This is a genomic window from Streptacidiphilus jeojiense (genome assembly GCF_000719095.1).
In the GTDB taxonomy this organism is placed as follows: Bacteria; Actinomycetota; Actinomycetes; order Streptomycetales; family Streptomycetaceae; genus Streptacidiphilus; species Streptacidiphilus jeojiensis.
Window position 1 is genome coordinate 144,015 of sequence record NZ_JOEH01000017.1, and the last position, 26,317, is coordinate 170,331.

Sequence of the window (26,317 nt, forward strand, 5' to 3'; positions counted from 1 at the left end):
GGACTTCGGTTGACTACCGCTCATACAAGCAGATTTGATCGTCCGTGAGCTATACCTTCTGCCCCGCACGTCCCCTGCGCCTCAAGCCTCCCCCACCATTGGAATGGACCAGTGACTACTTCCACAACCCGCGGCCGCACCCGTATAGCCGCCGTCCTCGTCGCCTCTGCTGCCGCTGTGTCCCTCGCGGCCTGCGGGTCGTCCTCCTCCGGCTCGTCGAACCCGCTGGCGCCGACCCAGGCCGCCGCCACCGGCTCCGGCGCCGCGAGCGGGCCGATCATCGTGGGCTCCAACAACTTCGCCGAGAGCACCATCCTGGCCGACATCTACGGCGAGGCGCTCAAGGCCAAGGGCCTGACCGTCACCTACAAGCCCAACATCGGTAGCCGCGAGGTCAGTTACGGCCTGCTGAAGAACAACACGGTCACCCTGATGCCGGAGTACAACGGCTCGCTGCTGGCCTACCTGGACCCGAAGGCGGTCCCGACCAGCGCGGAGGACACCGACACCCAGCTGACCGCCAAGATCGCCTCCAACCTGCAGATCCTCACCCCGGCCGCGGCCGAGGACAAGGACTCGCTCACGGTCAACGCGGCGACCGCGGCCAAGTACAACCTGACCGCCTCCTCCACCATCTCGGACCTGAAGAGCATCGCGGGCCAGCTGGTGGCCGGTGCCGCCCCTGAGTTCCAGACCCGGCAGCAGGGCCTGGTCGGTCTGAAGTCGGTCTACGGCATCACCTTCAAGAGCTTCAAGGCGCTGGACGCCGGCGGCACGCTCACCGAGGCGGCGCTGAAGAAGAACGACATCCAGGTCGGCGACATCTTCACCACCGACAGCACCATCGCCACCGAGAAGTGGATCACCCTCAAGGACGACAAGAGCCTCTTCGGCTTCCAGAACGTCATCCCGGTGGCTCAGAAGACCCTGCCGCAGACCGCGGTGGACGCGCTCAACGCGGTGTCGGCGAAGCTGGACACGGCGACGCTGATGGACCTGGACTCCAAGGTCGGCGCCAAGGGCGCGGACCCGCTGGCGGTGGCCGACGCCTGGCTGAAGTCGGTCGGCCTCAGCTCCTGAGCTGCCGCTGCCGAGCTGTCACTGCTGAGCCGGCGCTCTCCGCGCCGAGGGCCGTCCACCGTGGATCACGGTGGGCGGCCCTCGGCGCGTCAGTCGTCCAGGTCGTCGCAGCGGCCCAGCGCGTCCGGCTGGTGCTCCTCGACCCGGCGCAGCATCCGGCCCAGCTGTCCGGAGAGCACCGCGCGCTCCTCGGGGGAGGCGTCCTGCAGCAGCTCCTCCTCGAACACCGCCGCCATCCGCATCGACTCCAGCCACTTCTCCCGGCCGGTCCGGGTCAGTTCGATGATCACCCGGACCCGGTTGCTCTCGTCGCGGGTGCGGGTGACCAGCTCGGCGGCGGCCATCCGGTCGATCCGGTGGGTCATCGCCGCCGGGGTGAGACCGAGCCGTTTGGCCAGCTCGCCGGGCCCCAGCCGGTACGGGCTGCCGGCCACGATCAGTGCCTTCAGCACCTCCCAGTCGGCCGAGCTGATGCCCAGCTCGTTGAGCTGCCGCCCGTAGGCGACCGACATCCGCCGGGCCAGCCGGCTCAGCGTCGAGACGATCGTCTCGACCTGGGGGTCGACCAGCGGGAACTCGCGCTGGTAGGCGGCGACCTGCTCGTCGATCCGCAGCTCGCCGGCCACCTCGTCCTGCGGTGCCGGGGCGTCGGTTGTCATGCCTTCCAGTCTCTCATAACGGGGCTAAAGGGTTCGCTCCTGTAGCATTTCTCACCGAAGACTTTAGTAGTGTACTCTTCGAGGAGAAACTTGGGACGACCGTGAAGGGTGGTGCAGCATGACGCGCGCAATGCGACAGAAGAACCAGCAGTACGGGACGGCGGGCGGCACGCTGCGCCGGGTGCAGATCGGCAACGCGCTCAGCGCGTTCGGCAGCGGTTTCACCGTCCCCTACATGTTCGTCTACGTGAGCACGGTCCGCGGGCTCGGCTCGATGACCGCATGGCTGGTGTTCACCCTGTTCGCGCTGGCCGCCCTGGTCGCGCTGCCCCTCGCCGGGCGCGGCATCGACCGCTACGGGGCCCGTCCGGTGCTGGTCGCCGGAGCGGTGACGGCCGCCGCCGGGGCGCTGGCCTTCGGCCACGCCTCGGGCAGCGGGCACATCCTGATGTCCGCGTTCCTCTTCGGTGCCGGGGTAGCCGCGGTGCAGCCGGCGCTGGCGACGATGATCGTCCGCTGCTCCACCCAGGAGACCAGGGCGCATGCCTTCGCGCTGCAGTTCACCCTGGTCAACCTGGGGATGGGGATCGGCGCGCTGATCGGCGGCCAGATCGTGGACGTCAGCCGGCCGGCCAGCCTGACCCTGCTGTTCAGCGTCGAGGCGGTCATGTTCCTGGTGCTCGCCGCGGTCACCGGCACCATCCGGATGCCGGCTGCGGCGCCCGCCGCCGTGCCGGCCGCGGCGCCGACCGCCGGCGGACGGGTCGCGGAGCCGAAGTCGGATCTGCGGACCCTGCTGGCGGACAAGGCCATGGTGCGGATCTGCCTGCTCGCCGGGCTGATCTTCTTCACCTGCTACGGCCAGTTTGAGTCCGGTGTGGCCGCGTACGCCACCGACGTCGTCGGCACCTCGCCGTCCGTCCTGGGCCTGGCCCTGGGTGTGAACACCCTGGCCATCGTGGTGCTGCAGATGATCGTCGTGCGGATCACCGCGCGTCGCCGCCGCAGCACCGCCATCGCGGCCACCGGTGTGGTCTGGCTGGGCGCCTGGGCGGCGGCCGCCGTGGCCGGGCTGGTGTCCGGGGGCATGGTGGCGACCGCCGCGATGCTCTCCGTCTACATGCTGTTCGGCGTCGGCGAGGCGCTGCTCGCGCCCACCCTCGGGCCGATCATCGCCGACCTGGCCCCGGCGCATCTGCTGGGCAGCTACAACGCGGCGTTCGCGCTGGTCAAGCAGGTGGCCATCGCGATGGGCCCGGCGGCCGGGGTGCTGCTGGTCGGTGCCGGTCTGCCGGCCGCGTACATCGCGGTGATGGCGGGTTCCACGGTGCTGATCGTGGCGCTGGCGCTGCGGCTGCGGACACAGCTGACCGCCGCGCAGGACAACGCCGTGCGGCGGACCAGGGTGGTCACCACCTCGGTCGAGCCGCGGCTGGCGGGCGAGCTGCGCCCGGCGGCCTGACGGCTAGTCGGCTTCGGGGCGTGACGGCTTCGGCGGCCTGTCCCGGGTGAACGCTCGGGGGCCGAGCGGTGAACAAGGGGCGTGCGGTGGTGGAGGGTCTACATCGCTGTAGTACTTTCTGACTGCCACTGTCGATCCCCTGTGCCGAAGGTCGCCGATGTCCGTCCTCACCTATCCAGAAGCGATCGGCGTCGGCCTGCTCCAGGGCGTCACGGAGCTCTTCCCGGTCTCCAGTCTCGGCCACAGCATCCTGGTGCCCGCCCTGATCGGCGGCTCCTGGAAGCGCGACCTCAATGTCGCCGCCGCCGACTCCCCGTACCTCAACGTGCTGATCGGTCTGCACCTGGCCACCGCGCTGGCGCTGGTGGTGTTCTTCTGGCGGGACTGGGTCCGGGTGATCTCCGGCTTCGTCAGCTCGATCCGCGAGCGGCGGATCGAGACCGTGGACCAGAAGCTGGCCTGGCTGCTGATCGTGGCGACCATCCCGGTCGGCATCGCCGGACTCGCGCTCGACAAGGTGTTCCGCGAGCACCTGGGCAAGCCGATCCCGGCGGCGATCTTCCTGACCCTCAACGGTCTGGTGCTGTTCATCGCCGAGCGGCTCAAGCGCGGCGGGACCGGACGGCGCAGGGCCGGCGACCCGGCCCCGGTCGAGGCGGGCCCGGACGCCGAGGAGGTGGACCCCGACGTCCTCTCCGACCGCAGGATCACCAAGCTGCGCTGGGGCTCGGCGCTGATCGTCGGCGGCGCCCAGATCCTGGCGCTGCTGCCGGGCATCAGCCGTTCCGGGGTGACCATAAGTGCCGGCATCTTCAAGGGCCTGCGGCACGAGGACTCGGCCCGCTTCGCCTTCCTGCTGGCGACCCCGGTGATCGGGGCGGCCGCGCTGCTCAAGGTTCCCTCACTGATGGGTCACCAGGGCGACGGCATCCGCGGTCAGGTGCTGGCCGGAGCGGTGGCGGCGTTCGTCGCCGGGTACGTCGCGGTGCGCTTCCTGACCAAGTACTTCGAGACCCGGACGCTGACGCCGTTCGCGATCTACTGCACGGTCGCCGGACTCGGCAGCCTCGCCTACCTCACCCTCGGCTGAGCCCTGCGCAGGCCCGTTCGGGGGAGTCCCTCGTACGGGTGATCGAGGCACTCCCTCCGCGTTGCTGCACCCGGGAAGCTCCGTTGCTCTGATCCCATGATCGTGGAGATCCTCCACCGGCGACGGTGGGGGTGGAGCGAGGGAGGGAGTGCCGTGCGCGGGTTTCGGCGACGGGTTGCCGTGATCGCCGGTGCGCTGGGAGCCCTGCTGCTGCTCGGTGGCTGCATGACGGTGTCCGGGCAGGCGCCCGGCCACCGCGGGGCGCCGGGCGACGCCGCCGCCCCCGGAGCCGCCCACGGCGCGGGCCAGGTGGGTTACGCCCATCCGTTCGTCCCGCTGCCCTCGGTGAGCCTCGCCCCGGTTCCGGACAGCTACGACCCCTCGGCGGACGCCAACGCCGCGGTGGCCGCGGCCGTCGCGGCGTCCGGGGCGGACGGCCGACCGGTGCTGCTCGACTTCGGCTCCTCCTGGTGCGAGGACTGCCAGGCGCTGTCCGCGCTGGTGGACACCCCCGGGGTGAACCGCATCCTGGCCCGCAACTACCACCTGGTGACCGTGGACGTCGGGCACTACGACCTGAACACCCAACTGGCGGCCCGCTACGTCTCGTTGGCGCAGAGCGGGATCCCCGCCCTGGTGCTGCTCGGCCCGGACGGCACCAAGCGGGACACCGGCGACCCGTCGGCGTTCGCCAATGCGCGCGACCTGGACGCCGACGGCTTCGCCGGAACCCTGGTCGACTGGCTCTACCTGCCGTCCCGGTGAGCACCGGGGCTGCGGGGAAGCTGCCGGGAAGCCGCAGGGAAGGTGAGAAGAGTCGGGCTGATGCATACTCAGGAACAGTCACTGCGGGGCAGAACCGGACAAAACTCGACTCCGCTCCGTGAGCACTCAACTGCACCCCCTGGATTGCTTGGCATCAACCGTCACTAGGATTACCGTTCAATAACGCAGTGCGAAGGTCTGCCGTTGCTCGGACGGCATCGCACGCGATCGCCTAATCCTGTCTGGAACCGGGGAACCATTCGGTACTGAGGTTCAGTACCCCGGGGTGAATCGGCCGCACCTGGCCGTAGGAGACCTTCCTCTCCGAACCCGTCAGCTAACCCGGTCGGCGAGATGGAAGGAAAGGAGCACGCCGAACGTGGCGTCGAACTCGCCCACCTGGGCACCCGTGGCACCCGTGCAGCCGATCCCGCCGCAGCGGACCGCCCCCTCGGCGGTGCTGGGCTTCGCGGCCATGGCCGCGGTCGGTGCCACCGGAGCCGTCGCGCTCGCGGCCCCCTCCGCATCGGCGGCCGTACGCGAGACCGGGGGCAGCACCCTGGTCGCCCAGGAGCAGGCCCACGGCACCACGGCGACCCTCACCAGGCCCGCGGCCGACCCGGGTACGGCCCTGGCCGACCGGATCCGCACCCAGGCCGCGCAGCAGCGGGCGACCGCCGAGGACACGGCCCGGCGCCAGGCGGCGGCCGAGGCCGCGGCGCGCCAGGCTGCGGCCAGGGAGGCGGCGGCCCGCGAGACGGCGGCGCAGGAAGCTGCCGAACAGGCCCGTGCGGCCGAGCTGGCCGCCCAGCAGGCCGCGGCCCAGGCAACGGCGGCGGCCCGGCAGGCAGTTGCGACGCAGGCGGCAGCGGCGCAGAACGTGGCCGCACAGACCGTGACGGCGCAGCAGACCACGGCTCGGGCCGGGGTCGGCGCCCTGGTCGCCCCGATCGCCTCGGCGGTCGCCGGATCCGGCTTCGGCCAGTCCGACTCGCTCTGGTCCCAGCTGCACACCGGACAGGACTTCACCGCCCCGACCGGCACCCCGGTGGTCGCGGTCGGCGGCGGCACCATCACCTCGGCCGGCTGGGCCGGGGCGTACGGCTACCGCGTGGTGGAGACGCTGGCCGACGGCACCGAGGTCTGGTACTGCCACCTCTCGGTGATCGGCGTCGGCTCCGGCACGGTGACGGCCGGTCAGCCCATCGGCCGGGTCGGCGCGACCGGCAGCAACGTCAACGCCCCGCACCTGCACCTGGAGGTGCGTCCGAGCGGCGGCGAGCCGGTCGACCCGGCGGCCTGGCTGTCCCAGCACGGCCTGGCGCTCTGAGGGTCCCGGCACTGCCGCTGGTCCGACGCGTGATCCCGAGCGGCACCCCCTGAACTCCGACGGTCCCGGTGACACCCCCCGACACTGGGACCGTCGGCCTGTCCGGCCCCGGCCCCGACTCCGAGTCCGACCGCTGCCGCCGGCGACCCGTCAGGCGCGTCGGTCCACGGCCGCCCAGGAGGCCAGCGCGACGCCGGAGGACACGGCGGCCACCGACGGCCAGGCGCCCAGCTTCTTCGCCAGCGGGTGCGAGCCCGCGAACGCGGCGATGTACAGGCCGCTCAGCGCCACCGCGGTGGCCGGGCCGGCCGTCCGCTTCCACTGCGTCGCCGCGACCGCGCCGGCCGCGAGCAGGGCCACCCCGCCCAGCTCCCGCCGCTTGGTCGCCCGGGCGATCCCGTAACCGCCGACGAGCCCGCCCGCCGCGACCAGGGACGAGGGAATGCGTGCCATCTCCGTACGACCTTCCTGAGATCCGAACGCCGGAACCACTGCTGCTCCGACCCTAACCCGGGCCCGGTGGCGCGCCCGGGCCGGGCCGGGGGCTCAGTTGGTCCTGGTGTTCCGCAGGTGCAGGCCCATGTAGCCGATGTAGATCTTCCCGGTCCCCGAGCAGTCGTCGAAGTAGTGCAGCCGGGGCGCGGTACCGCCACCGCCTATCCGCAGGTGGGCGCCCATGAAGACCTTGCCGGCCGGGTTGACCTCGACCGGGACCGGGAGCTCGCGCTCGCCCTTCCACTTGGTGTTGGTGCGCACCGTGCGCGACTCGTCGCGGATCACCTTGCGCGGCGGGAAGACATGGCAGTCGACCGGGGTGTTCTCGCACCAGCGGCGGAAGTCGCCGCCGGACTCGCCGTGCACCGCCGCCTCGGCGTAGTCCTGCAGCGCGAGCAGCGCGTCCCAGGCCATCCTGACCCAGGTGGGGTGGTCGGTCTGGTCGTCCAGCTCGCGGGTCAGCCGGGGGTCGCCGGTGAAGGAGAGCAGCGGGAACTCGTCGATCCGCTCGACCAGCTCGGCGAAGGAGACCGGGTCGACCCGGGTGGTGGCCGGCTCGGCGCGGTTCGCGCCCTCGCCGCCGTCCGCCTCGGCCAGCCGCCCGCGCAGCGACCTGACCTGGGTGCGGGCCTCGCGCAGCTCGCTGTACTGCTCGTCGTACTCGGCGGCCAGCTGCGACTCGCGCTCCTCGGCGTCGCGCAGCCAGCGGCGCACCTCCTGGAGCTCCTCGGCGCGGGCCCGCTCCTCGTGGACCTCCTCCTCGTGGTGGTCCACCAGCAGGCTGCCGGGCTGGACGCCGTCGATCGCGGCGATGTCCGCGCTCTCCTCGGACCAGGGGGCCGACCCGCCGCGCAGGTTCTGGGCCCGCAGCGGCGGCAGCCCGGCCAGGGCCTCCGGCAGCGGGGACTGCACCGCGAGCCGGCGCGGCAGCCAGGCCAGCAGGCCGGAGGCGCGGCGCAGGTCGGTGTCCAGGGTGTGCCGGCCCATCACCCGGTGCCGCTGGGCCTCGGGCGCCCAGGCCGGGTCCAGGCCGGGGAGGTAGGTGCGCACCGCGCCGCCGTACACCCGGTGGTGCTCCAGGGCCCGGTTGAAGTCCCGCTCGGCACCGGGGGCCAGCGCGTAGAGCACGGCGAGGCCGGCGCAGCCGCGCAGCAGCGGGTCCACGGTCTCGGCCAGCCAGTCGTCGAAGTCCGTGCGCGGGGGAGTGCTGGCGACCACGATCGGCATCCGGCGGTCCGGGTCGCAGAGCTCGTCCAGCACCTCGTCGACGTCGCCGCGTTCGATGACGGTGGGCATGCCGTGCACCCGGGCCGCGCCCTGGTGCTCGCCCTCGGCCGCGCCGAGCACGTCGAGCAGGCCTCGGGCCAGGGCGGGGACCGGGGCCTTGGTCGCCGAGGCGCCGCGTACCGGCAGCTGTTCGGCGTCCAGGCGCACCCAGGTGCCGCCGGTGGGAGGGGTGCTGATCGTCAGTGAGGTCTGCCAGATTCCCTGGGGCGTGAACTCGCGTAGTCGCCAGCGCGCGACCGACTCCTTGGCGCCGCTGGCGCCTCTGACCCGGTCCTTCAGGGCGCAGTCGAGCACGGCCTGCGCCCCGACCCGGTGGCGGCCGTCCTCGGCGCCGGGGTCCTCATAGTGCTGGGCCTTCAGCCAGTGTCTGACCTGCTGTCCCGCGAGGGTGACCGTGTCGCGGTGGCTGTGGCCACTGGTCACGGCCATGCGGTAGATGCCATCTGTCATCCGCGGGCCTCCTGACGCTGTGTCGGCGTCTCCGCACGCTGCATGCGGGGTCAGAAGGTCCAACGCGGGAGGGACCCCCGATGGTTCCGGTGCGATCAGCCAAGGGCGTGAACGAATGGTGCGCGCGCCGTGTGTGCGCGCCGGTGGACGGCAGGGTCAGCCGGGGGGCTCCACGGTGGTGGGGGCATCGGTGACCTGCGCGGACTGCGGTTGCGGGGTCGGCTGCGGTTGCTGCTGGGCCGGGGGCTGGGCCTGGGGGTAGGGCTGCGGGTACGGCTGGGGATACGGCTGCGGGTAGGGGCGCGGCTGCGGGTAGCCGTAGCCGTAGGCCGGGGGCTGCGGCCAGGGCTGCGGCTGCGCCGGCCCTGGGTAGCCGTAGCCGGCGCCCGGTACGTGCGGCGCGTACCCGCCGTAGCCGGGGCCCGGCTGGGCCGGCAGGTAGGCGGCCGGCGCCGGGGCCGCCGCGTAGCCGGGCGCGGGGTAGCCGCCGGGCGCGCCGAACGCGCGCGGCACCCCGAACACCCCGGGGGGCATCCCCGGCGCACCCGGGAACCCGCCGAAGCCCCTGGCCTGCGGATTGCGGCGGTACCACTCCTGCGCGCCGACCCGGGTGAATATCTCCGCGACCCGCTCCCTGCGCTCCCACAGGTGGTGCAGCAGCTCCTGCTCGCGCTCCACGAAGTCCGGCCCGGCCAGCCCGCGCTCGGCGCGCTGCCGCAGGAACGCCAGCGCCGTGGCGAAGCCCACGTACTCCCGCATCGCCTTGTCGCCGACCGGACCCTGGGTGAACTTCGCCAGCTCCCGGGCCTGCTTCCGGGTCCGCATCGTCGACAGCACCAGCGGCACCTGCTGCGCGATCCAGCCCGCCGCCGCGTACACCGGCAGCTGCCGCTCCAGCGCCCGCAGTTCGTTCCGGCGCGACCACACCACCAGCCAGACCATCAGGCAGAACACCGGCACCATGAACAGGAAGTACACGCCGATGAAGCCCAGCGGGCCCAGCACCGAGGAGCCGTTCCAGGTCCCGTGCATGAACATCGCGCAGACCCAGCCGCCGATCGGCGCCGACACCTTCGCCCAGCGCTTGCGGGACACCGCGGCCAGCCCGAAGCCCACCCCGGTCATCGAGGTGAACAGCGGGTGCGCGAACGGCGACATCACCTCGCGCAGGATGAAGGTGACCACGGTCTGGGCGAAGCCGGCGCCGTCCTTGTCGCCGTCCAGCACCGAGCGTCCGATGTAGAGGATGTTCTCGGTGAAGGCGAAGCCGGTCGCGGTGAACCCCGCGTAGACCACGCCGTCGACGATGCCGCCGAAGTCGCGGCGGCGGAACAGGAACAGCAGCAGGATCGCGGAGCCCTTGGCCGACTCCTCCACCAGCGGTGCCACCAGGCTGGCGCCCAGCGTCTCGCCGCTGCCGATCTGATGACTGATCAGCAGCGAGGTCGCCCAGGTGTTGGCCAGGATGGCGACCAGCGTCGCGGCGCAGGAGCCCCAGGCGAAGCAGAACAGCAGATTGCGCAGCGGCTTGGGCTCCAGCCGGTCCAGCCAGTAGAACGCCCCCAGCACCAGCGGCACCGGCAGCACGGCCAGGCACACCCCGATCAGCAGCCCGGAGGTGCCGGTCTGCCGCTGCACCAGGGCCAGGATGGCCACCCCGCAGAGCGCCAGCAGCACGATCAGCGCGGTGAGCCGCAGCGCCTTGCTGTCGAACGGATTGCGGCGCGCCTTGTAGCGGAAGCTGCCGGTCAGCTGGAACTGCGGCTGCCCCTCCGCCTGCGGCACCGGCGGGGTCTGCGCGGCGGCCTGGGGTTGGGCGGCCTGGGGTTGGGCGGTCGGGGGCTGCAGCACGGAGGCGGCCTCCGCGAACGGGGGCCGGGGCGCGGCTGTGTCGGCGGTCGCGGTCGGTTCCGGCTGCGGGCTGCTCACCGTACGACCTTAGCGGGGCGGATAAGCCTCCCGTAAGGCGTTGCCGGTACTCCCTCGGACACTCCCCCGGGCACTCCCTCAGCGGCGGCGGAAGACCAGATCGTGCACGACATGGCCCTTGTCCAGGCCCTGCCGCTCGAACTTCGTCACCGGGCGCCACTCGGGTCGCGGTGCGTACCCCCCGTCACTCCCGGCGTACGGGTTCTCCAGCTCGGGCGAGGCGCTCAGCACCTCCAGCATCTGCTCGGCGTACGGCTCCCAGTCGGTGGCGCAGTGCACGGTCGCACCGCTGCGCAGCCTGGACAGCGCCAGCTCCAGGAACTCGGGCTGCAGCAGCCGCCGCTTGTGGTGCCGGGCCTTGGGCCAGGGGTCGGGGAAGTAGATCCGCAGCCCGGCCAGCGAGGCCGGCGCCAGCTGGTCGCGGAGCAGGACCACCGCGTCGCCCTCGGCCAGCCGGACGTTGGCCAGGCCGTCGGACTCGATCCGGCGCAGCAGGTTCCCGTGGCCCGGGGTGTGCACGTCCACCGCGAGAATGCCGGTGCCGGGATCGGCGGCGGCCATGGTCGCGGTGGCGTCGCCCATCCCGAAGCCGATCTCCAGCAGCACCGGGAGCTCCGGATCCCCGAACAGCTCGCCCAGGTCGATCCGGCTCCTGCCGTCCACCCGGAGGCCGTAGCGCTCCCACAGCCTGGCCAGCGCCGCGCGCTGGGCGTCGCTCATCCGCCCCTTGCGCGGGTGGAAGCTGCGGATCCGCCGCTCGCGGTGCAGGTCGTCGGGGACCGGCGCACCGAGCTGGGTCGGGACGACGTCGTCGGGGAGGGCAGCGGGGGATGCGGGATGGCTGGTCACAGTGGGGTCCAGTCTAACGGCGCGGCCATCGGGCCCGGCCGGCGTTCGACCGGCGGTCGACCGGCGCTCAGCCGGCCAGCTGCGCCAGCGCCCGGCCGGCGATCTCGCGGCCGATCGGGAGCGAGGCGGTGGCCGCGGGGGAGGGCGCGTTGAGCACATGGACGGTGCGCGGGGCCTCGGCGAAGGCGAAGTCGTCGAGCAGGGTGCCGTCGCGGCCGACCGCCTGGGCGCGCACCCCGGCCGGGGCCGGGATCAGGTCGGCGCCGGCGATGGCCGGGAGCAGCCGCTGGACGTCCCGGGTGAAGGCGCGGTGCGACAGCGAGCGCCGTACCTCCACCGCCTCGGCCCGCCAGTGCTTGGCGGCCAGCCGCCAGGCACCGGGCCAGGCCAGCGTCCCGGCGAACTCGCGCGGACTGACCCGGCTCCAGCTGTAGCCCTCCCTGGCCGTGGCCGGCACCGCGTTGGGGCCGACATGCACGCCGCCGTGCAGGTCGCGGGTGAGGTGGACGCCGAGGAAGGGGAAGGCCGGGTCGGGGACCGGGTACACCAGTCCGTGCACCAGCTGCGCGGCCCGGTCGGACAGCTCGAAGTACTCGCCGCGGAACGGGATGATCCGCACCCCGGGCTCGTCCCCGGCCATCCTGGCGATCCGGTCGCTGTGCAGCCCGGCGCAGTTGACCAGCACCCGGGCCCGCACCTCGGCGAGGGTGGTGCCGACGGTGACCCCGTCCGCCCGGCGCGCGATCGAGACGACAGCGCCGCCGGTGCGCACCTGCGCGCCGGAGAGCTTGGCGTACGCCCGCGCGACCGCCGGGTAGTCGCAGATCCCGGTGTCCCCGATGTGCAGCGCGGCCACCCCGCTGACCTGCGGTTCGAACTCGGCGATGCCGGCCGCGCCGAGCTCGCGCACGCTGAGGCCGTGCTCGCGACCACGCTGCGCCAGCGCGTGCAGCCGGGGCAGCTCCTCGCTGCCGGTGGCGACCACGAGCTTCCCGGTGGACCGGTAGGGCAGCCCGTGCTCCCGGCAGAAGTCCGCCATCTCCCGGGCGCCCTCGACGGCGAAGCGGGCCTTGAGGCTGCCGGGCTTGTAGTAGAGGCCGCTGTGCACCACGCCGCTGTTGTGCCCGGTCTGGTGCCCGGCCACGGCGGGCTCCTTCTCCAGCACGATCACCGAGGTCCCCGGTGCGGCCAGGCTGATCGCATACGCCGTCGACAGACCGACGATCCCGCCGCCGATCACCACCACGTCGCAGTCGTACCCACAGGTCGTGTCCACGCGGGGCATACTCCCACGTGGGTACGACAGTGCGGGAGGGTGCGGTGGCCTCCGGGGGGATTTTCGGCTGCGGACCGTAGCTGGCTGGTCGCGCAGTTCCCCGCGCCCCTAGCAAGTGCAACTGGCCCAGTTGCAGCCCCCTAGGGGCGCGGGGAACTGCGCGACAAACCATGCACACGCCGCACCCTCCAGCCGGACCTCACGCCGGGGCTGCCAGCACCAACCGAGCCCGCTCCGCGAGTTCGACCGCCGCCCGCTCGGTCTTGAAGTGCTCCAGCCGCTTCAGCATCTCCTGGACGTACTCCCTGGTCCGCTGCGAGGAGATCCGCCCGGCCACCTCCACCGCCCTGGTCCCCGCCGCCACCGCCGCGTCCAGATCGCCGTCGTCCAGCTCGGCCAGCGCCGAGACCACCAGCCGCAGGCCGTGCGAGCGCACGTACTCCTCGGTCGGGCGCGCCAGCGCCTGCGCAGTGAACTGACGCACCTTCAGCGGGACCCCCAGGTCCCGGTAGCACTCGGCGGCGTCCGCGGCGAGGCGGTCGTGGGAGAAGAAGTCGATCCAGGCCGGGTCGTCGTCGCCGGGACGGGACCGCTCCAGCCAGGCCTCCGCCGCGCTGAGCGCCGCCGCGCAGGCGTGCGCGCTGCCCGCGCGGGCGTGCGCGCGGGCCTCCACCAGGTGGAAGAAGCTCATGGTCCTGGTGGTGGCCAGGCCGCGGTTGCGTTCGATGGCGGCTTGGGCGAGGTCCACCCCCTCCTCGGCCGCGCCCCGGTAGGTGGCCTGCAGGCTCATCGACGCCAGAACATAGCCGCCGAAGGGCACGTCCGCCGCCGCCCTGGCCAGTCGCAGCGCCTGGATGTAGTAGCGCTGGGCGGCCTCGTGCTGGCCGGTGTCGAAGGCCATCCACCCGGCCAGCCTGGTGAGTTCGGCGGTCGCGCCGAACAGCGCCCGGCCCACCTCGTCGCTGTAGGAGCCGAGCAGCAGCGGTGCCGCGTCCTGCCGCAGGCACTCGGGGACCATGGACGAGCGCCAGTCCCCGCCGCCGTAGCGGGAGTCCCAGCGCCGGGCCTCCTCGGCCGCCTGCCGCAGCTTGGCCGCGTCCGCATGGCCGACCCGGTACGAGTGTCCGTCGCCCACCACCGCCCGCACCCGCAGCGCCTCGTCGGAGAGTTCCAGCGCCGAGGCGTCCCTGGCGACCGAGCCGTCGACCGGGGTGATCAGCCAGCGCGAGACCGGGGTGGCGTACGCGGTCACCGAGAAGGTGCCCGCCAGGTTGTCCCACCAGCCCCGCCGGACGCCGCCGGAGGTTCCCGAACTCCCCTGCGGTGGACCGGAGTCGAGACCCCACAGGGCCGTCACGTGCCGTACCGCCTCGGGCACCTCGCGGGGGAAGGCGAGGCCGATCTCCGGCGCCGGATCGGTGCTGCCCAGGCCGATCTCGTCCAGTGGGACGGTGCGTCCCAGCTTTCCGCCGATCGCGGAGGCGATCAACTGCGGCACCGCGCCCTGCGGCACCATGCCCTTGCCGACCCAGCGCGCCACCGAGGTCTTGTCATAACGGAAGGTCAGACCCCGTTGCGCGCCCAGGTCGTTGACCCGGCGGGCGAGCCCGGCGTTGCTGATGCCGGCGAGCGCCAGGAGCGTGCCGAGCTTGTCGTTGGGCCCTCGCCCTGTGGTGGTCATGCCCTGTGCCACCTCCCCGCCGGTCAGCGTTCTACCCAGAGTAGTTCCCCGCGTTCCCACGGTTAAGAGGTTCCGTTCCGTATGGCGGGATACCGCTCTCCCCCCTTGGGACTGCCGCGCGGTCGCAGCCGCGCCCGGGCCGGGTCCGCCGCTGCGCCGCAGCGAGGGCGCCATGCACCCGCCGAGTGTGGCCGTGCGCCCTCCCGTGCCCCCTCCCCGGCCCCGGTCGACCGGGCTTCGATGGCCGGTGTGGGTCGGCCTGCGGTCGAGGAGGGCAGGTCGGGGGACGCCGCCGCACTCCCCGCGCGGTGGCCGGCCGACTCGGGGGGTGTGCGGACACCCCCCGAGCGGAACCGGGGGAACGGGCACGGGGAACAGGCCGCGTCCGGGTCGGGGAGGGAGCGGCCCGGATGCGGTTCCCGTCGACCCCTGTCCACGGCACCGTCCCGGGGCATCCCGGGGAGCCGCCCCGAATGCCCGGAACTGACCGCAATCGGTCGGCAGACGTCCGGGCTTCGGCCGTCGCTGTCCGCGTTCCGACGGGATTCTCCGCGCCCTTTTTCCGCTCACGGCCACAATCGATCGCGTCCAGCCCGGCGAAGTCGAGCCGTCCTGATGGCACCATGTCTCTGAACGGTTGCTGACGGTACGACAGCAGGTCCGCTGCCGTCCGTCCGGGGCCCACGGAGGCGAGGCGTCGATGCGGTGGTTGGTGGGGTGGAACGGCGCGTCCGCCGTGACCGACCCCGGCCTGCGCGGACTGCGCCCGCTCGGCGGGCAGTTGCTCTGGGGCGGCCCCGATCCGCTCTGGGCTGTGGGCGACTGGCGCCCCGAGGAGATCCGCACCATCGCGGTGCACCGGCAGCTGCGCCCGGACGACACGGTCCGCACCGGCTTCCCCGACCTGCCCGAGGACCCCGACGACCCGGCCGCCGCCGACGGCGCGGTGGCCCGGCTCGCGGTCGTCGGCCACTGCGGCGCCGGGGACGCGGCGCTGCGCACCGCGCTGCTGACCGCCAGCGGGGGCGCGCTGCGCCATCTCACCGCCTGGCCCGGCAGCTACGTGGTGGTGCTCCAGCAGGGCACCAGGACCACGCTGATCGGTGACCTGGCCGGGGTCCGCCCGCTGTTCCACACCCAGTGGTGCGGCGGCACCGCCTACGCCACCGCGGCGCTGCCGCTGGCCGACCTGGTCGGCGCACCGGTGGACCCGCTGTACCTGGCCGCCCGACTGGCCGTCCCGGACGCCCCGGAGGCGGTGGACGGCGGCAGCCCGTTCGCCGGCGTGCGGCGGGTACCGCCGGCGCGCGCGCTCAGCATCCGCTCCGGCCGCCCGCAGCTGCAGGGGTACGAGCCGCAGCTGCCCGCCGTCGGCGGCAGCACCGAGATCACCGAGGCCGCGGCCACCGGGGAGGTCACCCGCAGCCTGCTGGAGGCCGTCCGCTGCCGGGTCCGCGGCGACTCCGACCGGCCGCCCCGGGTCAGCACCGACCTCTCCGGCGGCAGCGCCTCCACCGTGGTCACCCTGCTGGCCGCCGCCATACCCACTCCCGGCGCCCGGCGCCCGGTGCCGCCGCTGTCCGAGTCGCTCCGGGCCGCGGCCGCCGGACGCCTCGCGGTCCCCGCGGGCCAGGAGCAGGAGCCGGTCCCGGCGACCCGCCGCAGCGTCGACGAGCGCTGGGGCGACCCGCGCAGCTACCGCACCCTGCACCACGGTCCGCCGACCACGCTGCCCACCCCGGCCCGCAGCGGCGCCGTGCGCGGCTCCTGGGCCAGGGGCGGCGCCACGGCGGCCACCGCGGACGCCCCGCTGCTCGCGGTCACCTACACCGACGACGCCTCGGCCGACCCCGGCTCGGACCCGGCCCGCACCGCGGAGCTGGTCCGGATCAGATCCCTGGCCGGCGACCACCCCCGGCTGGAGCACCTGCTGATCGCCGGCGGTCCCGAGGCGCTCCCCTACGCGGACCTGCTCGACCCCGACCTGGCCGGGCCGCTGACCGACGAACCCGGTGCCGCCCTGGTCGCCGGCGCACGCAACCGCCGCCGGCTGGTCGAGGCCGGCACCGACCACCTGGGCGGCCACGGCGGCCGCCAGGTCCTGGACGGCCATCCGGCCCGGCTGGCCGACCTGCTGCTGGAACACCGCAGGCTGCCGCTGCTGCGGCCGATCACCGCGCTGGCCCGGGCCGACAGCACCGACCACCCGGTGCACGGGGCCTTCGGCACCCCGGTCGGGGTGCTGCGCGCGGCCCGCCGGCTGGCCCGCACCAGCTACGCGGACGGTCTGGAGGACGCCGCCGCCCAGCTGATGTCCCGTCATATCGCGCTCCCAGGAACGGCGGGGGCCGCCTCCATCCAGTCCCTCAGCTGGTGCGACCCCGGCCCGGCGGCCCGCTGGCTGACCGACGACGCCCTCTCCGCGGTCTCGGTGCGGCTGCGGCTGGCCACCCGGCGCACCGCCCCCGACGAGCGCCCCGGCGCACGTCGTGCACGCCTGGCACTGCACCGTCAGGCCGGCGAGTTCCGGGTGCTCACCCAACTCGCCGAGGAGGCGCACGGACAGCGGTTGCACGCTCCGTACCTGGACAACCAGGTGGTCCGCGCCTGCGGCCTGGTGCCGCCCTCGGCGCGGGTCCAGCCCGGCTCCCGGCACGCCATCCTGCGCAGCGTGCTCGCCGGGGCGGGGGCCGAGTCGGTACCCGACTGGGGCAGCACGCCGCCGGACCCCTACTCCGCCGCCGACAGCGTCCGCGAGGGCCTGCGCCGGGCGCTGCACGCCCTGGACCGGATCTTCGCCGCCCCGCTGCTCGCCGACCTCGGCCTGCTCGACGCCCGGGCCTTCCGCAAGGCGCTGCACAACGCCGCCCGGGACCGGCCGGTGCCGCTGGACGGACTGGCTGCGGTCGTCTCCACCGAGCTCTGGCTGCGCCGCCTGCACGCCCGTCAGGGCTCCTGCTGGACCGGGATGCCGCTGGCCGAACGCCGGGCCATCGGCGGCCTGGACCCGATCGGCGTGCCGTAGCCCCGCCCCGCCGCCCAGGCGCAAGCATGAAGGACATGCCCCGCACCAGCCCGACCCGTAGCGGCCCCGCCCGCACCGGCCCGATCCGGGCCGTCACCCTGCACGCCGGGGCGCCCGGCCCGGTGCACCACCGCACCGCCGCGGCCCCGGCCACCGGCGCCGTACCGGTGGTCCACGAGCTGCCGTCCGGTCCGCCCGGCATCCTGGTCGGACTCGACGGCTCGGACGGCTCGCTGTGGGCCCTGGACCGTGCCTTCACCGAAGCCGTCGCCCACGACCTGCCGCTGTACGTCCTCGCCGCCGTCGACCCGGCCCCGGCCGGCTACCCGCCGGGGATGGCCGACCTCGCCGAGGACAGCGTCGACCGGCTGCTGGAGAGTATGGGCCAGGTCGCCCTGCGCGCCCTCGCCGCGGTCCGCGCCAACCACCCGCCGATGCCGTCCGTGACCGTGCACGTCGTCCTCGGCGACGCGGTCGAAACCCTGCTCAGGGCCACCGCGGGGCAGCGCACCCTGGTCGTGGGAGCCCGCGGCAACGGGGGCTTCGAACGGCTGCTGCTGGGCTCCGTCGCCACGGCCGTGATCCACCACTCCGCCTGCCCGGTGCTCCTGGTCCCCGGGGAGACGGCCGAGGAATACGGGCAGACCGATACCGGTTCCGACTCCTGACGACGCAGACAAGAGGGAAGCCATGAAGATCGAGATCTACAGCGACATAGCCTGCCCCTGGTGCTACATCGGCAAGCGCCGCTTCGAGCGCGCCCTCAGCGCCTTCAACCAGCCCGTCGAGGTGGTCTACCGCCCCTACCAGCTGGTCCCCGACGCCCCGGCCGAGGCCACCCCGCACCGGGCCTGGCTCGCCGAGCGCTACGGGCCACAGTCGCGGGCCATGGACGACCGGGTCGCCGCCCTCGGCGCTGCCGACGGCATCAGCTACGACTTCGACGCGGCCCTGCACGTCAACACCTTCGACGGGCACCGGCTGCTGTGGCTCGCCGCCACCGAGTACGGCCTCCCGGTGCAGCACGCCCTCAAGGAGAAGCTGCTCGCGGCCCACTTCAGCGACGGCGTCGACGTCGGCGACCACACCGCGCTGACGGCGGTCGCCGTGGCGGCCGGGCTGGACCGGGACCGGGTGGCCGGCTTCCTCGCCTCCGGCGAGGGGAGCGAGGAGGTCCGGGATGAGATCGAGCACGCCCGCGCCCTCGGCATCAGCTCCGTCCCCACCTTCGTCATCGACGAGAAGTGGGCGGTCCAGGGTGCCCAGGAGACCTCCACCTTCCTGCGCGCCCTGGAGCAGGCCGCCGCCACCACCGCGAGCACGGCGACGGCGAGTGACGGAGCCGGGGCTGCCGGGAGCTGCGACGACGACAGCTGCGCCGTCTGAACCGACTGCCGTCCGATCCGCCCGGCCGGGCGGGCGCGGGTGCCTCAGTGGCAGGTGAACCGCGCGTCCGCCCAGTCGGCGACATTGGCGATGATCGACCAGGCGGCCGGCTCGGTGACCAGCCGGATCGCGGTGACGCCGCGCAGCGGCACGCCGACCGGGACCGCCGGCTGACCGCCCCGGACCACTCCGGAGCTCCACAACTGACGTCCCGTGGTCGCGTCCAGCACCGAGAAGCGCACCGCGCCCAGCCCCAGCGTCATGTCGTCGATCCCGGCGTCGGCCGAGAACTCGGTGCAACTGCGGTTGAGGTCGATGGTCACCGACGACGGCGAGTGCACGGTGATCCCACGGCTGTACGACGTGCCGCCGACCCGAACCCCGTTGCTGCGCTGCCAGAGCCAGCTGGACGCGTCGGGGGCCACGCTGGGACCGTCGGCGGCGCCGATCCCGCCGTAGGGGAGGGCGTCCACGTAGTAGTCCGCGGGGGCGACCACCGGGGGAGTCGGGGTCGGGGTGGGCCGCGGCGACGGCTTGGGGGTCGGCTTCGGCGTCGGCCGGGGCTTCGGTGACAGCTTCACCACCGGAACCGGACGCGGCGTCGGACGGGCCGCCGGCTTCGGCGTGGGTTTCGGCACCGGCGGCACCGGCGGCGCGACGACCGCCGGGGACGGGGTCGGCTTCGGACGGGGCGCGGGCAGGGCCGGTGGCCTGGGGACCACCTTCACCGCCGAGGGCTTGGCCGCCTGCGGCGGCTTGGGCTTGGTGTCGTTGCCGGTGAGCGCGAACACCACCCCGGCCACCGCCACCACCGTCACCAGTGCCGCGATCCCGGCCTTGGCGGGCACCCCCAGCCCCTCGGCCGCGGCCCCGCCGGCGGCACCCCCGCTGCCCCCGGCACCCGCACCGGCTGCGCCGGCCGCACCCGCAGTCGCTCCGGCACCGGCGGTCGCTCCCGCACCGGCGGTCGCCCCGGTGCCGACCCCGGCCGCGACCCCGGCGGCCCCGGCCGCGCCCGCAGCGAGCGCGGTGAAGTAGCCCGAGCTGACCCACCACACCAGCGCGCCGGTCGGCAGCAGCTCGCGGAGGCTGTGGTTGAGGTCCACCAGCTCCAGGTAGGCGGCCGAGCAGCGGTCGCACTCCTTCATGTGCCCGCGCACGTCACCGGCCGCCCGCTTCCCCAGCGAGCCGCGCGCGAACGCGCCCAGCCTCCGTGCGTAGTCCTCGCAGGCGGTCTCCTGGGTGTCGGAGATGTGCGCCTGCAGGAACTCGGTGGCGAGCCGGTCCCGGGCGCGGCTCGCCTGAACCGCCGTGGCGTTGGCGCTCTTGCCCATCAACTCGGCGACCTGCCGCGGTGGTTCGCGTTCGACGGCGGTGTGCCAGAGCACCATCTGGTCGTCCGGCTCCAGCCTGCTGAACGCCCGTACCACCAGTGAGTGGTCGATCCCGGCCATGGCCCAGGCGTCCGCGCCGGGGTCGACGACGCTGACGTCGGCGACGGCCGCCGAGGTGGCGGCGAACAGGGTGAAGTCGTCCACCAGCTGCTCGCGCCGGTCGCTGCGGCTCCAGCCCGCGGCGATGTTGCGGACCGCGGTCAGCAGATAGGCGCGGACGGCGATCTCGGGGCCCTTGCCGGCGCGCAACGCCTGCAGCGTGCGGGCGAACACCTCGCCGGCCAGGTCCTCGGCGGTGAAGGTGTCCCGGCAGCAGGTGCGGGCGTAGCGGCGCACCGCGTCGGCGTGCCGCCGGTACAGCTCCTCGTAGGCCGCGTCGTCGCCAGCCCGTACCGCAGCGGTGAGTTCGGCGTCGGAGACGGGCAGCGGCTCCTCGTCGACCGGTCCGCCCGGGGGCGGCACCGTGGCCGGCCCCGGGACCGCGGCGGCCCCGGGCTCGGCGTCGTCGGCGCGGTGCCGGCCGCCCTGGGCCGGAACCTGGGGCGAGGGCTCCAGTGGTTCGCTGGAGCCGATGCCGGAACCCTCCCCCGACTCGTCCTGGCCGTCAGCGCGCATGGCAGTCCCCGTGTCGTTCCACGGTCAAAGATTCCCATGCCGAGCCGGTGCAGGTCCGGTCTTCAGCACCCGACCACCCGTCCGGGGAGCGGAAAACTGAAAACCTGAGCGACTGTCGAAGCGGCGCACTAAGGTGACCGCCCGATCCGGCCTGTCGCGACCTGTCATTCGTGCACCGACCACCCGTCAGCCGACCTTCCGTCAGCCGACCTTCCGTCAGCCGACCATCCATCAGCCGACTACCCGTCAGCCGTCGGACCGCAGGCCGTCCAGCAGGATCCGGAGCAGTCGGGCCGAGGACCCCTGCGCCACCGGTGACCCGTCGACGCCGGCGCCGTCCCCGCTGGGCTCGGTGTACGACGGCACCGAGGCGGTCAGCACCAGCACCACATCGGTGACCCGCACCCCGCTGCGCAACTCGCCCGCGCTCCTGGCCCGTTCGACCAACTGTCCGAGCAGCTCCAGCAGTCGGGCCGGATCCGCGTCGCCGGCGCCGTCACCCGGCGGGGGCGGCGGGGCCGCGATCTCGAGCGGGGGCACCTGACCCGCCGTCCGCTGCGCCGGGACCTGGTCCATCCGCTCCGCGTAGCGGAAGGCCTCCGGCGGCAGCAGCCGTCCGGCGCCCGTGGCCACGGCCCGGGAGAGATAGCCGGCCAGTGCGTCCCAGGGCTGCGGGTCGCCGTTCAGCGACTCCCAGGCCTGCGCGGTCAGCCAGGCCACCTCCTCCGAGGCGATCCTCCTGACCAGGACCTCCTTGCTCGGGAAGCGCCGGTAGACGGTGCCGACGCCGACCCCGGCACGCCGGGCGACCTCCTCCATCGGCGCCCCGTAGCCGAGTTCGCCGAACACCTCGCGCGCAGCGCGCAGCACGCTCTCCAGATTGCGCCGTGCGTCGACCCGCAGCCGGCCGCCACCGCCGCCACCACCAGTGGAACCCGAGCCGGTCACCGTCGCCCCGGAAGGCGAACCTGACGGCGTTCCTGAGACCGATGCCGATGCCGACAGGGACGCCGTCGGACGCCCGTTTCGCGGATCCGGTATGGACCGTTCCCCCACATGCGGAAGCGCATGTTCCCGCTGAACCATGACTTTCGTCCTCCCCCGTGGGCACCACGTCCGATGCGGTGCCCCCCAACGCGCACACGATGTAGCGAACCGAGTACGGATTCGCAGACACCCCGACCATAGTTGAGAGCAGATCAGGCCGAACAGGGGCCTTCCCAAGACTCGGGTGCGCGCGGCGCACCCCGGAGCACCGAGAATCTGCGTCAGGGCGTAGGACATCTGCGTCGAAACGTGGATGATCGAGCGGACATTTACGGCCGTTCTCCTCATGTCGTTCGCCGCACCGGCCCCACCAGTTCAGGTACGGGCTATGTACAAGACGCCGTCGAGGGTGCGGAATGGACCGGTACTCCAACCACGCGGGGAGCGACCCCGATGCCGGTGCCGCGACGGTCCGCTGTCGCGGCGGTCCTGTTGCAACAACTGTCGGGCGGCCGCAGGTGGCCAGTCACCAGCGGCCGGAAACTACGAGTCGAGACTGAGTGACGCCGGTGACCACCCCACCACCTCCATCCGCGTCTACCCCCACCCCGGTATCCGCCCCCACCCCGGTCCGGATCCTGCTCGTCGGCGGCGGCCATGTCGGCCTGTACGCCGCACTGCGGCTGCAGCAGCGGCTGCGCCCGGACGAGGCCGAACTGACCCTCGTCGACCCGAAGTCGTACATGACGTACCAACCGCTGCTGGCCGAGGCGGCCGCGGGCGCCGTCGATCCCCGCCATGTGGTCGTCCCGCTCCGCCGGATACTGCCGCGGGTGCAGGTGGTGCTCGGACGGCTCAGCGCCCTCAGCCCGGCGACCCACCGGGCCACCGTGACCGTCCCGCCACCGGTGCAGCAGCAGACCGAGCGGGACCTCCAACTCGACTACGACCTGCTGGTCCTGGCCCCGGGAGCGGTGCCACGGATCCTGCCGGTCCCGGGGCTGGCCGAGCACGGCATCGGTTTCGGCAGCGTCCAGGAGGCCGTGTCGCTGCGCAACCACGTGCTCACCCAGCTCGACCTGGCCTCCTCCACCCGGGACGCCGCACTCCGCGAGGCAGCGCTGACCTTCGTCTTCGTCGGCGGCGGCTACGCCGGCACCGGCGCCATCGCCGAGCTGGAGGACATGGCCCGCTACGCCGCCCGCCACTACCCCGGCATCCAACCCGACGACCTGCACTGGGTGCTGGTGGAGGCGGGCGACCGCATCCTCCCCGAGACCGAGCCCGACGTCGGCCTGCGCACCACCGCCGAACTGCGCGGACGCAATATCGAGGTCAGGGTCGGCACCCGGCTCGAATCGGTGCACGACGGCGTCGTCGCGCTCTCCGACGGCAGCCAGTTCGCCGCCCGCACCCTGGTCTGGACGGCCGGGGTCCGGGCCCATCCGGTGCTCAGGGAGACCGGACTGGCCTGCGACGCGCAGGGACGGCTGCGCTGCGACGCCACCCTGCGGGTACTCGGCACCACGGACGTCTGGGCGGCCGGCGACGGTGCGGCGGTACCGGACCTGACCAGGCCCGGGGAGTGCTGCGCGGCCACCGCCCAGCACGCGGTACGGCAGGCCAGGGTGCTGGCCGACAACGTGGTGGCGCAGCTGCGCGGCGAGCGGGCCGTGGAGTACCGCTACGAGTCCAAGGGCTCGCTCACCTCACTGGGCCTGCACAAGGGCGTGGCCCAGCTGCGCGGCCGCGCGCTGCACGGCCGTACCGCCTGGCTCCTGCACCGCGCGGTGCACCTGCGGCGGATGCCGACGCTGGACCGCAAGGCCCGGGTACTGGCCGACTGGACCCTGGCCGGACTGCTGAAACGCGAGATCGTGTCGATGGGCGCACTGGAGCAGCCGCGGGCCGGCTTCGAGACCTTGATGGAACTCGACCAGGATTGACGGAGGGCTGACGGAGGAGTGACCGAGGACTGACGGGCGGATCGGGGCTCTCCGCTGTGAAGAGACGTCAGGTGGATGGGGAGGAAGCAGGGGAGGCCTCCCCACGATGCACAGGATGGGTATCTCCTGAGAGTGACCGTCCCTGATGTTGCTTGCGCGGGACATCGGCCACACTGGTCCGGACGTCCCGTGCCCCCACCGCCGGACAGCCAGCTCTCCCTCACTCGGACAGAAGGGTCCCGTGAACCTCACGCGCTGGAGCTCCCGGCTCCCTGGAGTACAGCGACGGTCCGCACTGTCGCCCCGGACCCAGAAGACGCAACCCGGTGACGTGCCCGTCGAGCAGCCGAACGCCTTCAGCGACTTCAAGGACGAGGAGCTCGACCACGGGCCCGTCGGGGATCTCGCCGGCGGCGCGGACGTCCGTGCCTCGCTGCCCGCGCCCGCGAAGGGGACTGGTGCGGGCGGTGGGATGTTCGATACCGGGACCGGGACCGGGACGGGTGCCGTGGCCGGCGCGGCCGGGGGGAGTGCCGGCAGCACCGCCGGAGTCACCGCCCCCCGAGCGGCCTCCGACAGCAGTTACGACCAGCCCACCGTCCACGACGTGCTGGCTCACCTGCCGGCCCTGGTGGCGGTCAGCTACGGCCCGGGTCACCGCATCGGCTACCTCAACCGTGCTTACACCGATGTCTTCGGTCATCGGCCCACCGGAGTCCCGGCCCACCAGGTGATGCCCGAGCTGGAGGAGCTGGGTCTGCTGCCGCTGATGGACCAGGCGTTCCGTACCGGCCGACCCCGCACGGTCAAGGCGCGGAAGGTCACCAACCCTTCGTTCACCAGTTCCGATCACGGCTCGGGTTCGGGCGCCGGAGCCGGGGCCGGCGCGGGCGCGGGCGCTGAGCGACCCCGCTACTTCACCTTCGTCTGCGCTCCGGTCCGCGACAGCGAGGACCTCGGCCGCCAGGTCACCGCCCTCGCCGCGACCCACCAGCACCAGCAGGGCCGGATCACCACCAGCCCGCGCAGCCCCTTCGGCGCCCTGCGCCGCAGCACCAACGCCGCCGACGTCTGCGGCGTGCTGGTCTTCGGCGCCGAGGTCACCGACCAGGTCCAGGTCACCGAGCGGCTCAGGGAGAGCGAGCGCCGCCACCGCGAGGCAGCGGTCACCCTGCAGCGCAGCCTGCTCCCGCAGAAGCTCGAACAGCCCGACGACCTCAGGGTCGCCGCCACCTACCAACCCGGCGGCGCCGATGCGGCCGTCGGCGGCGACTGGTACGACGTCATCACCCTCGGCGGTGGGCGCACCGCCCTGGTCATCGGCGACGTCATGGGACGCGGCATGCGCGCCGCCGCCGTCATGGGCCAGCTCCGTACGGCGGTGCGCGCCTACGCCCGACTCGACCTGCCGCCGCACGAGGTGCTGCAGCTGCTCGACGGCCTGGCCTCGGAAATCGACGCGACGCTCATCGCCACCTGCGTCTACGCCGTCTACGACCCCAGCGAGCAGCGCCTCGTCTACGCCTCGGCGGGCCACCTGCCGCTGATGATCCGTGAGGCCGACGGCTCGGTCACCCGCCCGGAGGAGCCCTGCGGTCCGCCCCTCGGCACCGGCGGCTACCTGCACACCTCGGCCAGCGTCGCGCTGGGGACCGGCGCCACCGGGGTCCTCTACACGGACGGCCTGGTCGAACGGCGCGAGCAGGACATCGACGAGGGCCTCGACGCCCTGGCCCGTACCTTCGCCGGCGCCACCGGCCAGCCCGACGTCATCTGCGCCCGGCTGCTGCGCGCCATGGGGGTGACCCCGGACCACGACGACGACGTCGCCGCTCTGGTGTTCCAGCTCCCGGAGCGCGACAGCGAGACCGCGGAGCTGTTCCGCAGCGCCTCACTCGACCTGCTGGGCGGCGCGGAGGCGGTCTCCAGCGCCCGGGCCTTCACCAGCGGCGTGCTGGCCAGCTGGCGACTCGGCGAGGAACTGCTCGACCTGGGCGTCCTCGCGGTCAGCGAGCTGGTCTCCAACTCCTTCACCCACGGCCACCCCCCGATGCGCCTGCGGCTGCGCCGAACCGACCGCCGGCTCACGGTGGAGGTCACCGACGCCGACGACCACCTCCCACGCCGCCGCCGCGCCGAACCGGCCGACGAGACCGGCCGTGGCATCGCCATCATCGCGACCATCGCCAGCAGCTGGGGCACCCGCCGTACCCCGGACGGCGGCAAGGCCGTCTGGTGCGACTTCCTGCTGCCCACGACACGTCAGACGCCCCGTCAGTAATGGGTTTGACTTCGCGTCGGCAGCCGCCTAATGTACGTCGAGCTGCCTGAACAGGAGCTCCGAACGCGCTGAGCGCGGCCGGTCCTGTGGTGAGGGTGGCCATCCCCTGGAAGTACAGCGCATGCAGCCCCTGGTTCGTCATGCCCATTTCCTGGGAATGCAGCGGAATTGGCTTGGACCGAGGAATTCCGCTAGAGTTTCACTCGTCGGAACGGACCGGAAACAATCGGCCCGGGAGGACGGAAAGCAAGCCGGAAACGGTCTGCTAGAGTAGAAAACGAAGGAAGCGCCCGGAGGGCTGGTGTGAAAGCCGCTCGAAGGAAGCGTCCG

The 26,317-nt window shown here is 73.3% G+C and carries 19 protein-coding genes and 1 riboswitch; of the genes, 10 read left to right on the forward strand and 9 right to left on the reverse strand.

Annotated elements, in window-relative coordinates:
- Window positions 1–111 precede the first annotated feature (111 nt).
- Entirely contained in the window at window positions 112–1,080 is a 969-nt protein-coding gene (locus IF29_RS0123290; RefSeq protein WP_030258234.1) for an ABC transporter substrate-binding protein, read from the forward strand.
- A gap of 89 nt (window positions 1,081–1,169) precedes the next feature.
- Here the strand turns inward: IF29_RS0123290 and IF29_RS0123295 are convergent, their stop codons facing one another.
- Window positions 1,170–1,739, reverse strand: a complete 570-nt coding sequence (locus IF29_RS0123295) for a MarR family winged helix-turn-helix transcriptional regulator (protein ID WP_051725774.1) — start codon at window positions 1,737–1,739, stop codon at window positions 1,170–1,172.
- Between the two features lie 130 nt (window positions 1,740–1,869).
- On the opposite strand from IF29_RS0123295, the gene IF29_RS0123300 reads away from it, so the two are divergent.
- From IF29_RS0123300 to IF29_RS0123315, 4 genes are all read left to right on the forward strand, one after another.
- On the forward strand, window positions 1,870–3,201 hold the full coding sequence (locus tag IF29_RS0123300) for an MFS transporter (protein WP_051725776.1): 1,332 nt from the start codon (window positions 1,870–1,872) through the stop codon (window positions 3,199–3,201).
- Window positions 3,202–3,358: 157 nt separating this feature from the next.
- Complete coding sequence (locus IF29_RS0123305; protein WP_030258241.1) at window positions 3,359–4,291, forward strand: undecaprenyl-diphosphate phosphatase; 933 nt, start codon at window positions 3,359–3,361, stop codon at window positions 4,289–4,291.
- Window positions 4,292–4,444: 153 nt separating this feature from the next.
- Window positions 4,445–5,056: a thioredoxin family protein gene (locus tag IF29_RS43810; protein ID WP_198037537.1), complete on the forward strand. Its 612-nt coding sequence runs from the start codon at window positions 4,445–4,447 to the stop codon at window positions 5,054–5,056.
- A 219-nt stretch (window positions 5,057–5,275) separates the two neighbouring features.
- A riboswitch (cyclic di-AMP (ydaO/yuaA leader) is annotated at window positions 5,276–5,423 on the forward strand.
- Window positions 5,424–5,435: 12 nt separating this feature from the next.
- Window positions 5,436–6,386, forward strand: a complete 951-nt coding sequence (locus tag IF29_RS0123315) for a M23 family metallopeptidase (RefSeq protein WP_030258247.1) — start codon at window positions 5,436–5,438, stop codon at window positions 6,384–6,386.
- A gap of 150 nt (window positions 6,387–6,536) precedes the next feature.
- On the opposite strand, the gene IF29_RS0123320 is transcribed toward IF29_RS0123315, so the two are convergent.
- The 6 genes from IF29_RS0123320 to IF29_RS0123345 form a co-directional block, all read right to left on the reverse strand.
- Window positions 6,537–6,839: a hypothetical protein gene (locus IF29_RS0123320; protein ID WP_030258251.1), complete on the reverse strand. Its 303-nt coding sequence runs from the start codon at window positions 6,837–6,839 to the stop codon at window positions 6,537–6,539.
- A gap of 93 nt (window positions 6,840–6,932) precedes the next feature.
- The gene (locus tag IF29_RS0123325; protein ID WP_051725782.1) at window positions 6,933–8,618 is read right to left on the reverse strand and encodes a hypothetical protein; all 1,686 of its coding nucleotides are present in this window, start codon (window positions 8,616–8,618) and stop codon (window positions 6,933–6,935) included.
- 156 nt (window positions 8,619–8,774) lie between these two features.
- A complete protein-coding gene (locus IF29_RS0123330) occupies window positions 8,775–10,547 on the reverse strand; it encodes a PrsW family intramembrane metalloprotease (RefSeq protein WP_051725784.1) in 1,773 nt (590 codons plus the stop codon).
- Between the two features lie 78 nt (window positions 10,548–10,625).
- Window positions 10,626–11,396 carry a tRNA (guanosine(46)-N7)-methyltransferase TrmB gene (trmB, locus tag IF29_RS0123335; RefSeq protein ID WP_380523813.1) on the reverse strand — a complete coding sequence of 257 codons (771 nt, stop codon included), beginning with the start codon at window positions 11,394–11,396 and terminating at the stop codon, window positions 10,626–10,628.
- A gap of 67 nt (window positions 11,397–11,463) precedes the next feature.
- Window positions 11,464–12,681, reverse strand: coding sequence for an L-2-hydroxyglutarate oxidase (lhgO, locus tag IF29_RS0123340; protein ID WP_030258259.1), 1,218 nt, complete (start codon window positions 12,679–12,681; stop codon window positions 11,464–11,466).
- Window positions 12,682–12,871: 190 nt separating this feature from the next.
- Window positions 12,872–14,353, reverse strand: coding sequence for an NsdA family TPR-like regulatory protein (locus IF29_RS0123345; RefSeq protein ID WP_030258261.1), 1,482 nt, complete (start codon window positions 14,351–14,353; stop codon window positions 12,872–12,874).
- A gap of 700 nt (window positions 14,354–15,053) precedes the next feature.
- Between IF29_RS0123345 and IF29_RS0123350 the strand changes: the two genes are divergently transcribed.
- From IF29_RS0123350 to IF29_RS0123360, 3 genes are read left to right on the forward strand one after another with little or no spacing between them, the layout of a single operon-like run.
- Window positions 15,054–17,378, forward strand: a complete 2,325-nt coding sequence (locus IF29_RS0123350; RefSeq protein ID WP_030258262.1) for an asparagine synthase-related protein — start codon at window positions 15,054–15,056, stop codon at window positions 17,376–17,378.
- A gap of 35 nt (window positions 17,379–17,413) precedes the next feature.
- Window positions 17,414–18,046 carry a universal stress protein gene (locus IF29_RS0123355; RefSeq protein WP_051725786.1) on the forward strand — a complete coding sequence of 211 codons (633 nt, stop codon included), beginning with the start codon at window positions 17,414–17,416 and terminating at the stop codon, window positions 18,044–18,046.
- 22 nt (window positions 18,047–18,068) lie between these two features.
- The gene (locus IF29_RS0123360; RefSeq protein ID WP_030258266.1) at window positions 18,069–18,764 is read left to right on the forward strand and encodes a DsbA family oxidoreductase; all 696 of its coding nucleotides are present in this window, start codon (window positions 18,069–18,071) and stop codon (window positions 18,762–18,764) included.
- 44 nt (window positions 18,765–18,808) lie between these two features.
- Here IF29_RS0123360 and IF29_RS48590 read toward each other — a convergent pair whose 3' ends face one another.
- Window positions 18,809–20,773: a sigma-70 family RNA polymerase sigma factor gene (locus tag IF29_RS48590; RefSeq protein ID WP_051725788.1), complete on the reverse strand. Its 1,965-nt coding sequence runs from the start codon at window positions 20,771–20,773 to the stop codon at window positions 18,809–18,811.
- A gap of 246 nt (window positions 20,774–21,019) precedes the next feature.
- Entirely contained in the window at window positions 21,020–21,721 is a 702-nt protein-coding gene (locus IF29_RS0123370) for a TetR/AcrR family transcriptional regulator (RefSeq protein WP_037596219.1), read from the reverse strand.
- Between the two features lie 608 nt (window positions 21,722–22,329).
- Here IF29_RS0123370 and IF29_RS0123375 point away from each other — a divergent pair.
- Window positions 22,330–23,706: an NAD(P)/FAD-dependent oxidoreductase gene (locus IF29_RS0123375; protein WP_051725789.1), complete on the forward strand. Its 1,377-nt coding sequence runs from the start codon at window positions 22,330–22,332 to the stop codon at window positions 23,704–23,706.
- Window positions 23,707–24,037: 331 nt separating this feature from the next.
- Window positions 24,038–25,987 carry an ATP-binding SpoIIE family protein phosphatase gene (locus tag IF29_RS43815; protein ID WP_380523805.1) on the forward strand — a complete coding sequence of 650 codons (1,950 nt, stop codon included), beginning with the start codon at window positions 24,038–24,040 and terminating at the stop codon, window positions 25,985–25,987.
- Window positions 25,988–26,317: the final 330 nt, after the last annotated feature.

Excerpts from the sequence above, each read along its gene's own strand:
- IF29_RS0123295 (WP_051725774.1), bottom strand. The coding sequence starts at position 1,739 with ATGACAACCGACGCCCCGGCACCGCAGGACGAGGTGGCCGGCGAGCTG.
- IF29_RS0123300 (WP_051725776.1), top strand. The coding sequence starts at position 1,870 with ATGCGACAGAAGAACCAGCAGTACGGGACGGCGGGCGGCACGCTGCGC.
- IF29_RS0123305 (WP_030258241.1), top strand. The coding sequence starts at position 3,359 with ATGTCCGTCCTCACCTATCCAGAAGCGATCGGCGTCGGCCTGCTCCAG.
- IF29_RS0123320 (WP_030258251.1), bottom strand. The coding sequence starts at position 6,839 with ATGGCACGCATTCCCTCGTCCCTGGTCGCGGCGGGCGGGCTCGTCGGC.
- IF29_RS0123325 (WP_051725782.1), bottom strand. The coding sequence starts at position 8,618 with ATGACAGATGGCATCTACCGCATGGCCGTGACCAGTGGCCACAGCCAC.
- lhgO (WP_030258259.1), bottom strand. The coding sequence starts at position 12,681 with ATGCCCCGCGTGGACACGACCTGTGGGTACGACTGCGACGTGGTGGTG.
- IF29_RS0123345 (WP_030258261.1), bottom strand. The coding sequence starts at position 14,353 with ATGACCACCACAGGGCGAGGGCCCAACGACAAGCTCGGCACGCTCCTG.
- IF29_RS0123350 (WP_030258262.1), top strand. The coding sequence starts at position 15,054 with ATGCGGTGGTTGGTGGGGTGGAACGGCGCGTCCGCCGTGACCGACCCC.
- IF29_RS0123355 (WP_051725786.1), top strand. The coding sequence starts at position 17,414 with ATGCCCCGCACCAGCCCGACCCGTAGCGGCCCCGCCCGCACCGGCCCG.
- IF29_RS0123360 (WP_030258266.1), top strand. The coding sequence starts at position 18,069 with ATGAAGATCGAGATCTACAGCGACATAGCCTGCCCCTGGTGCTACATC.
- IF29_RS48590 (WP_051725788.1), bottom strand. The coding sequence starts at position 20,773 with ATGCGCGCTGACGGCCAGGACGAGTCGGGGGAGGGTTCCGGCATCGGC.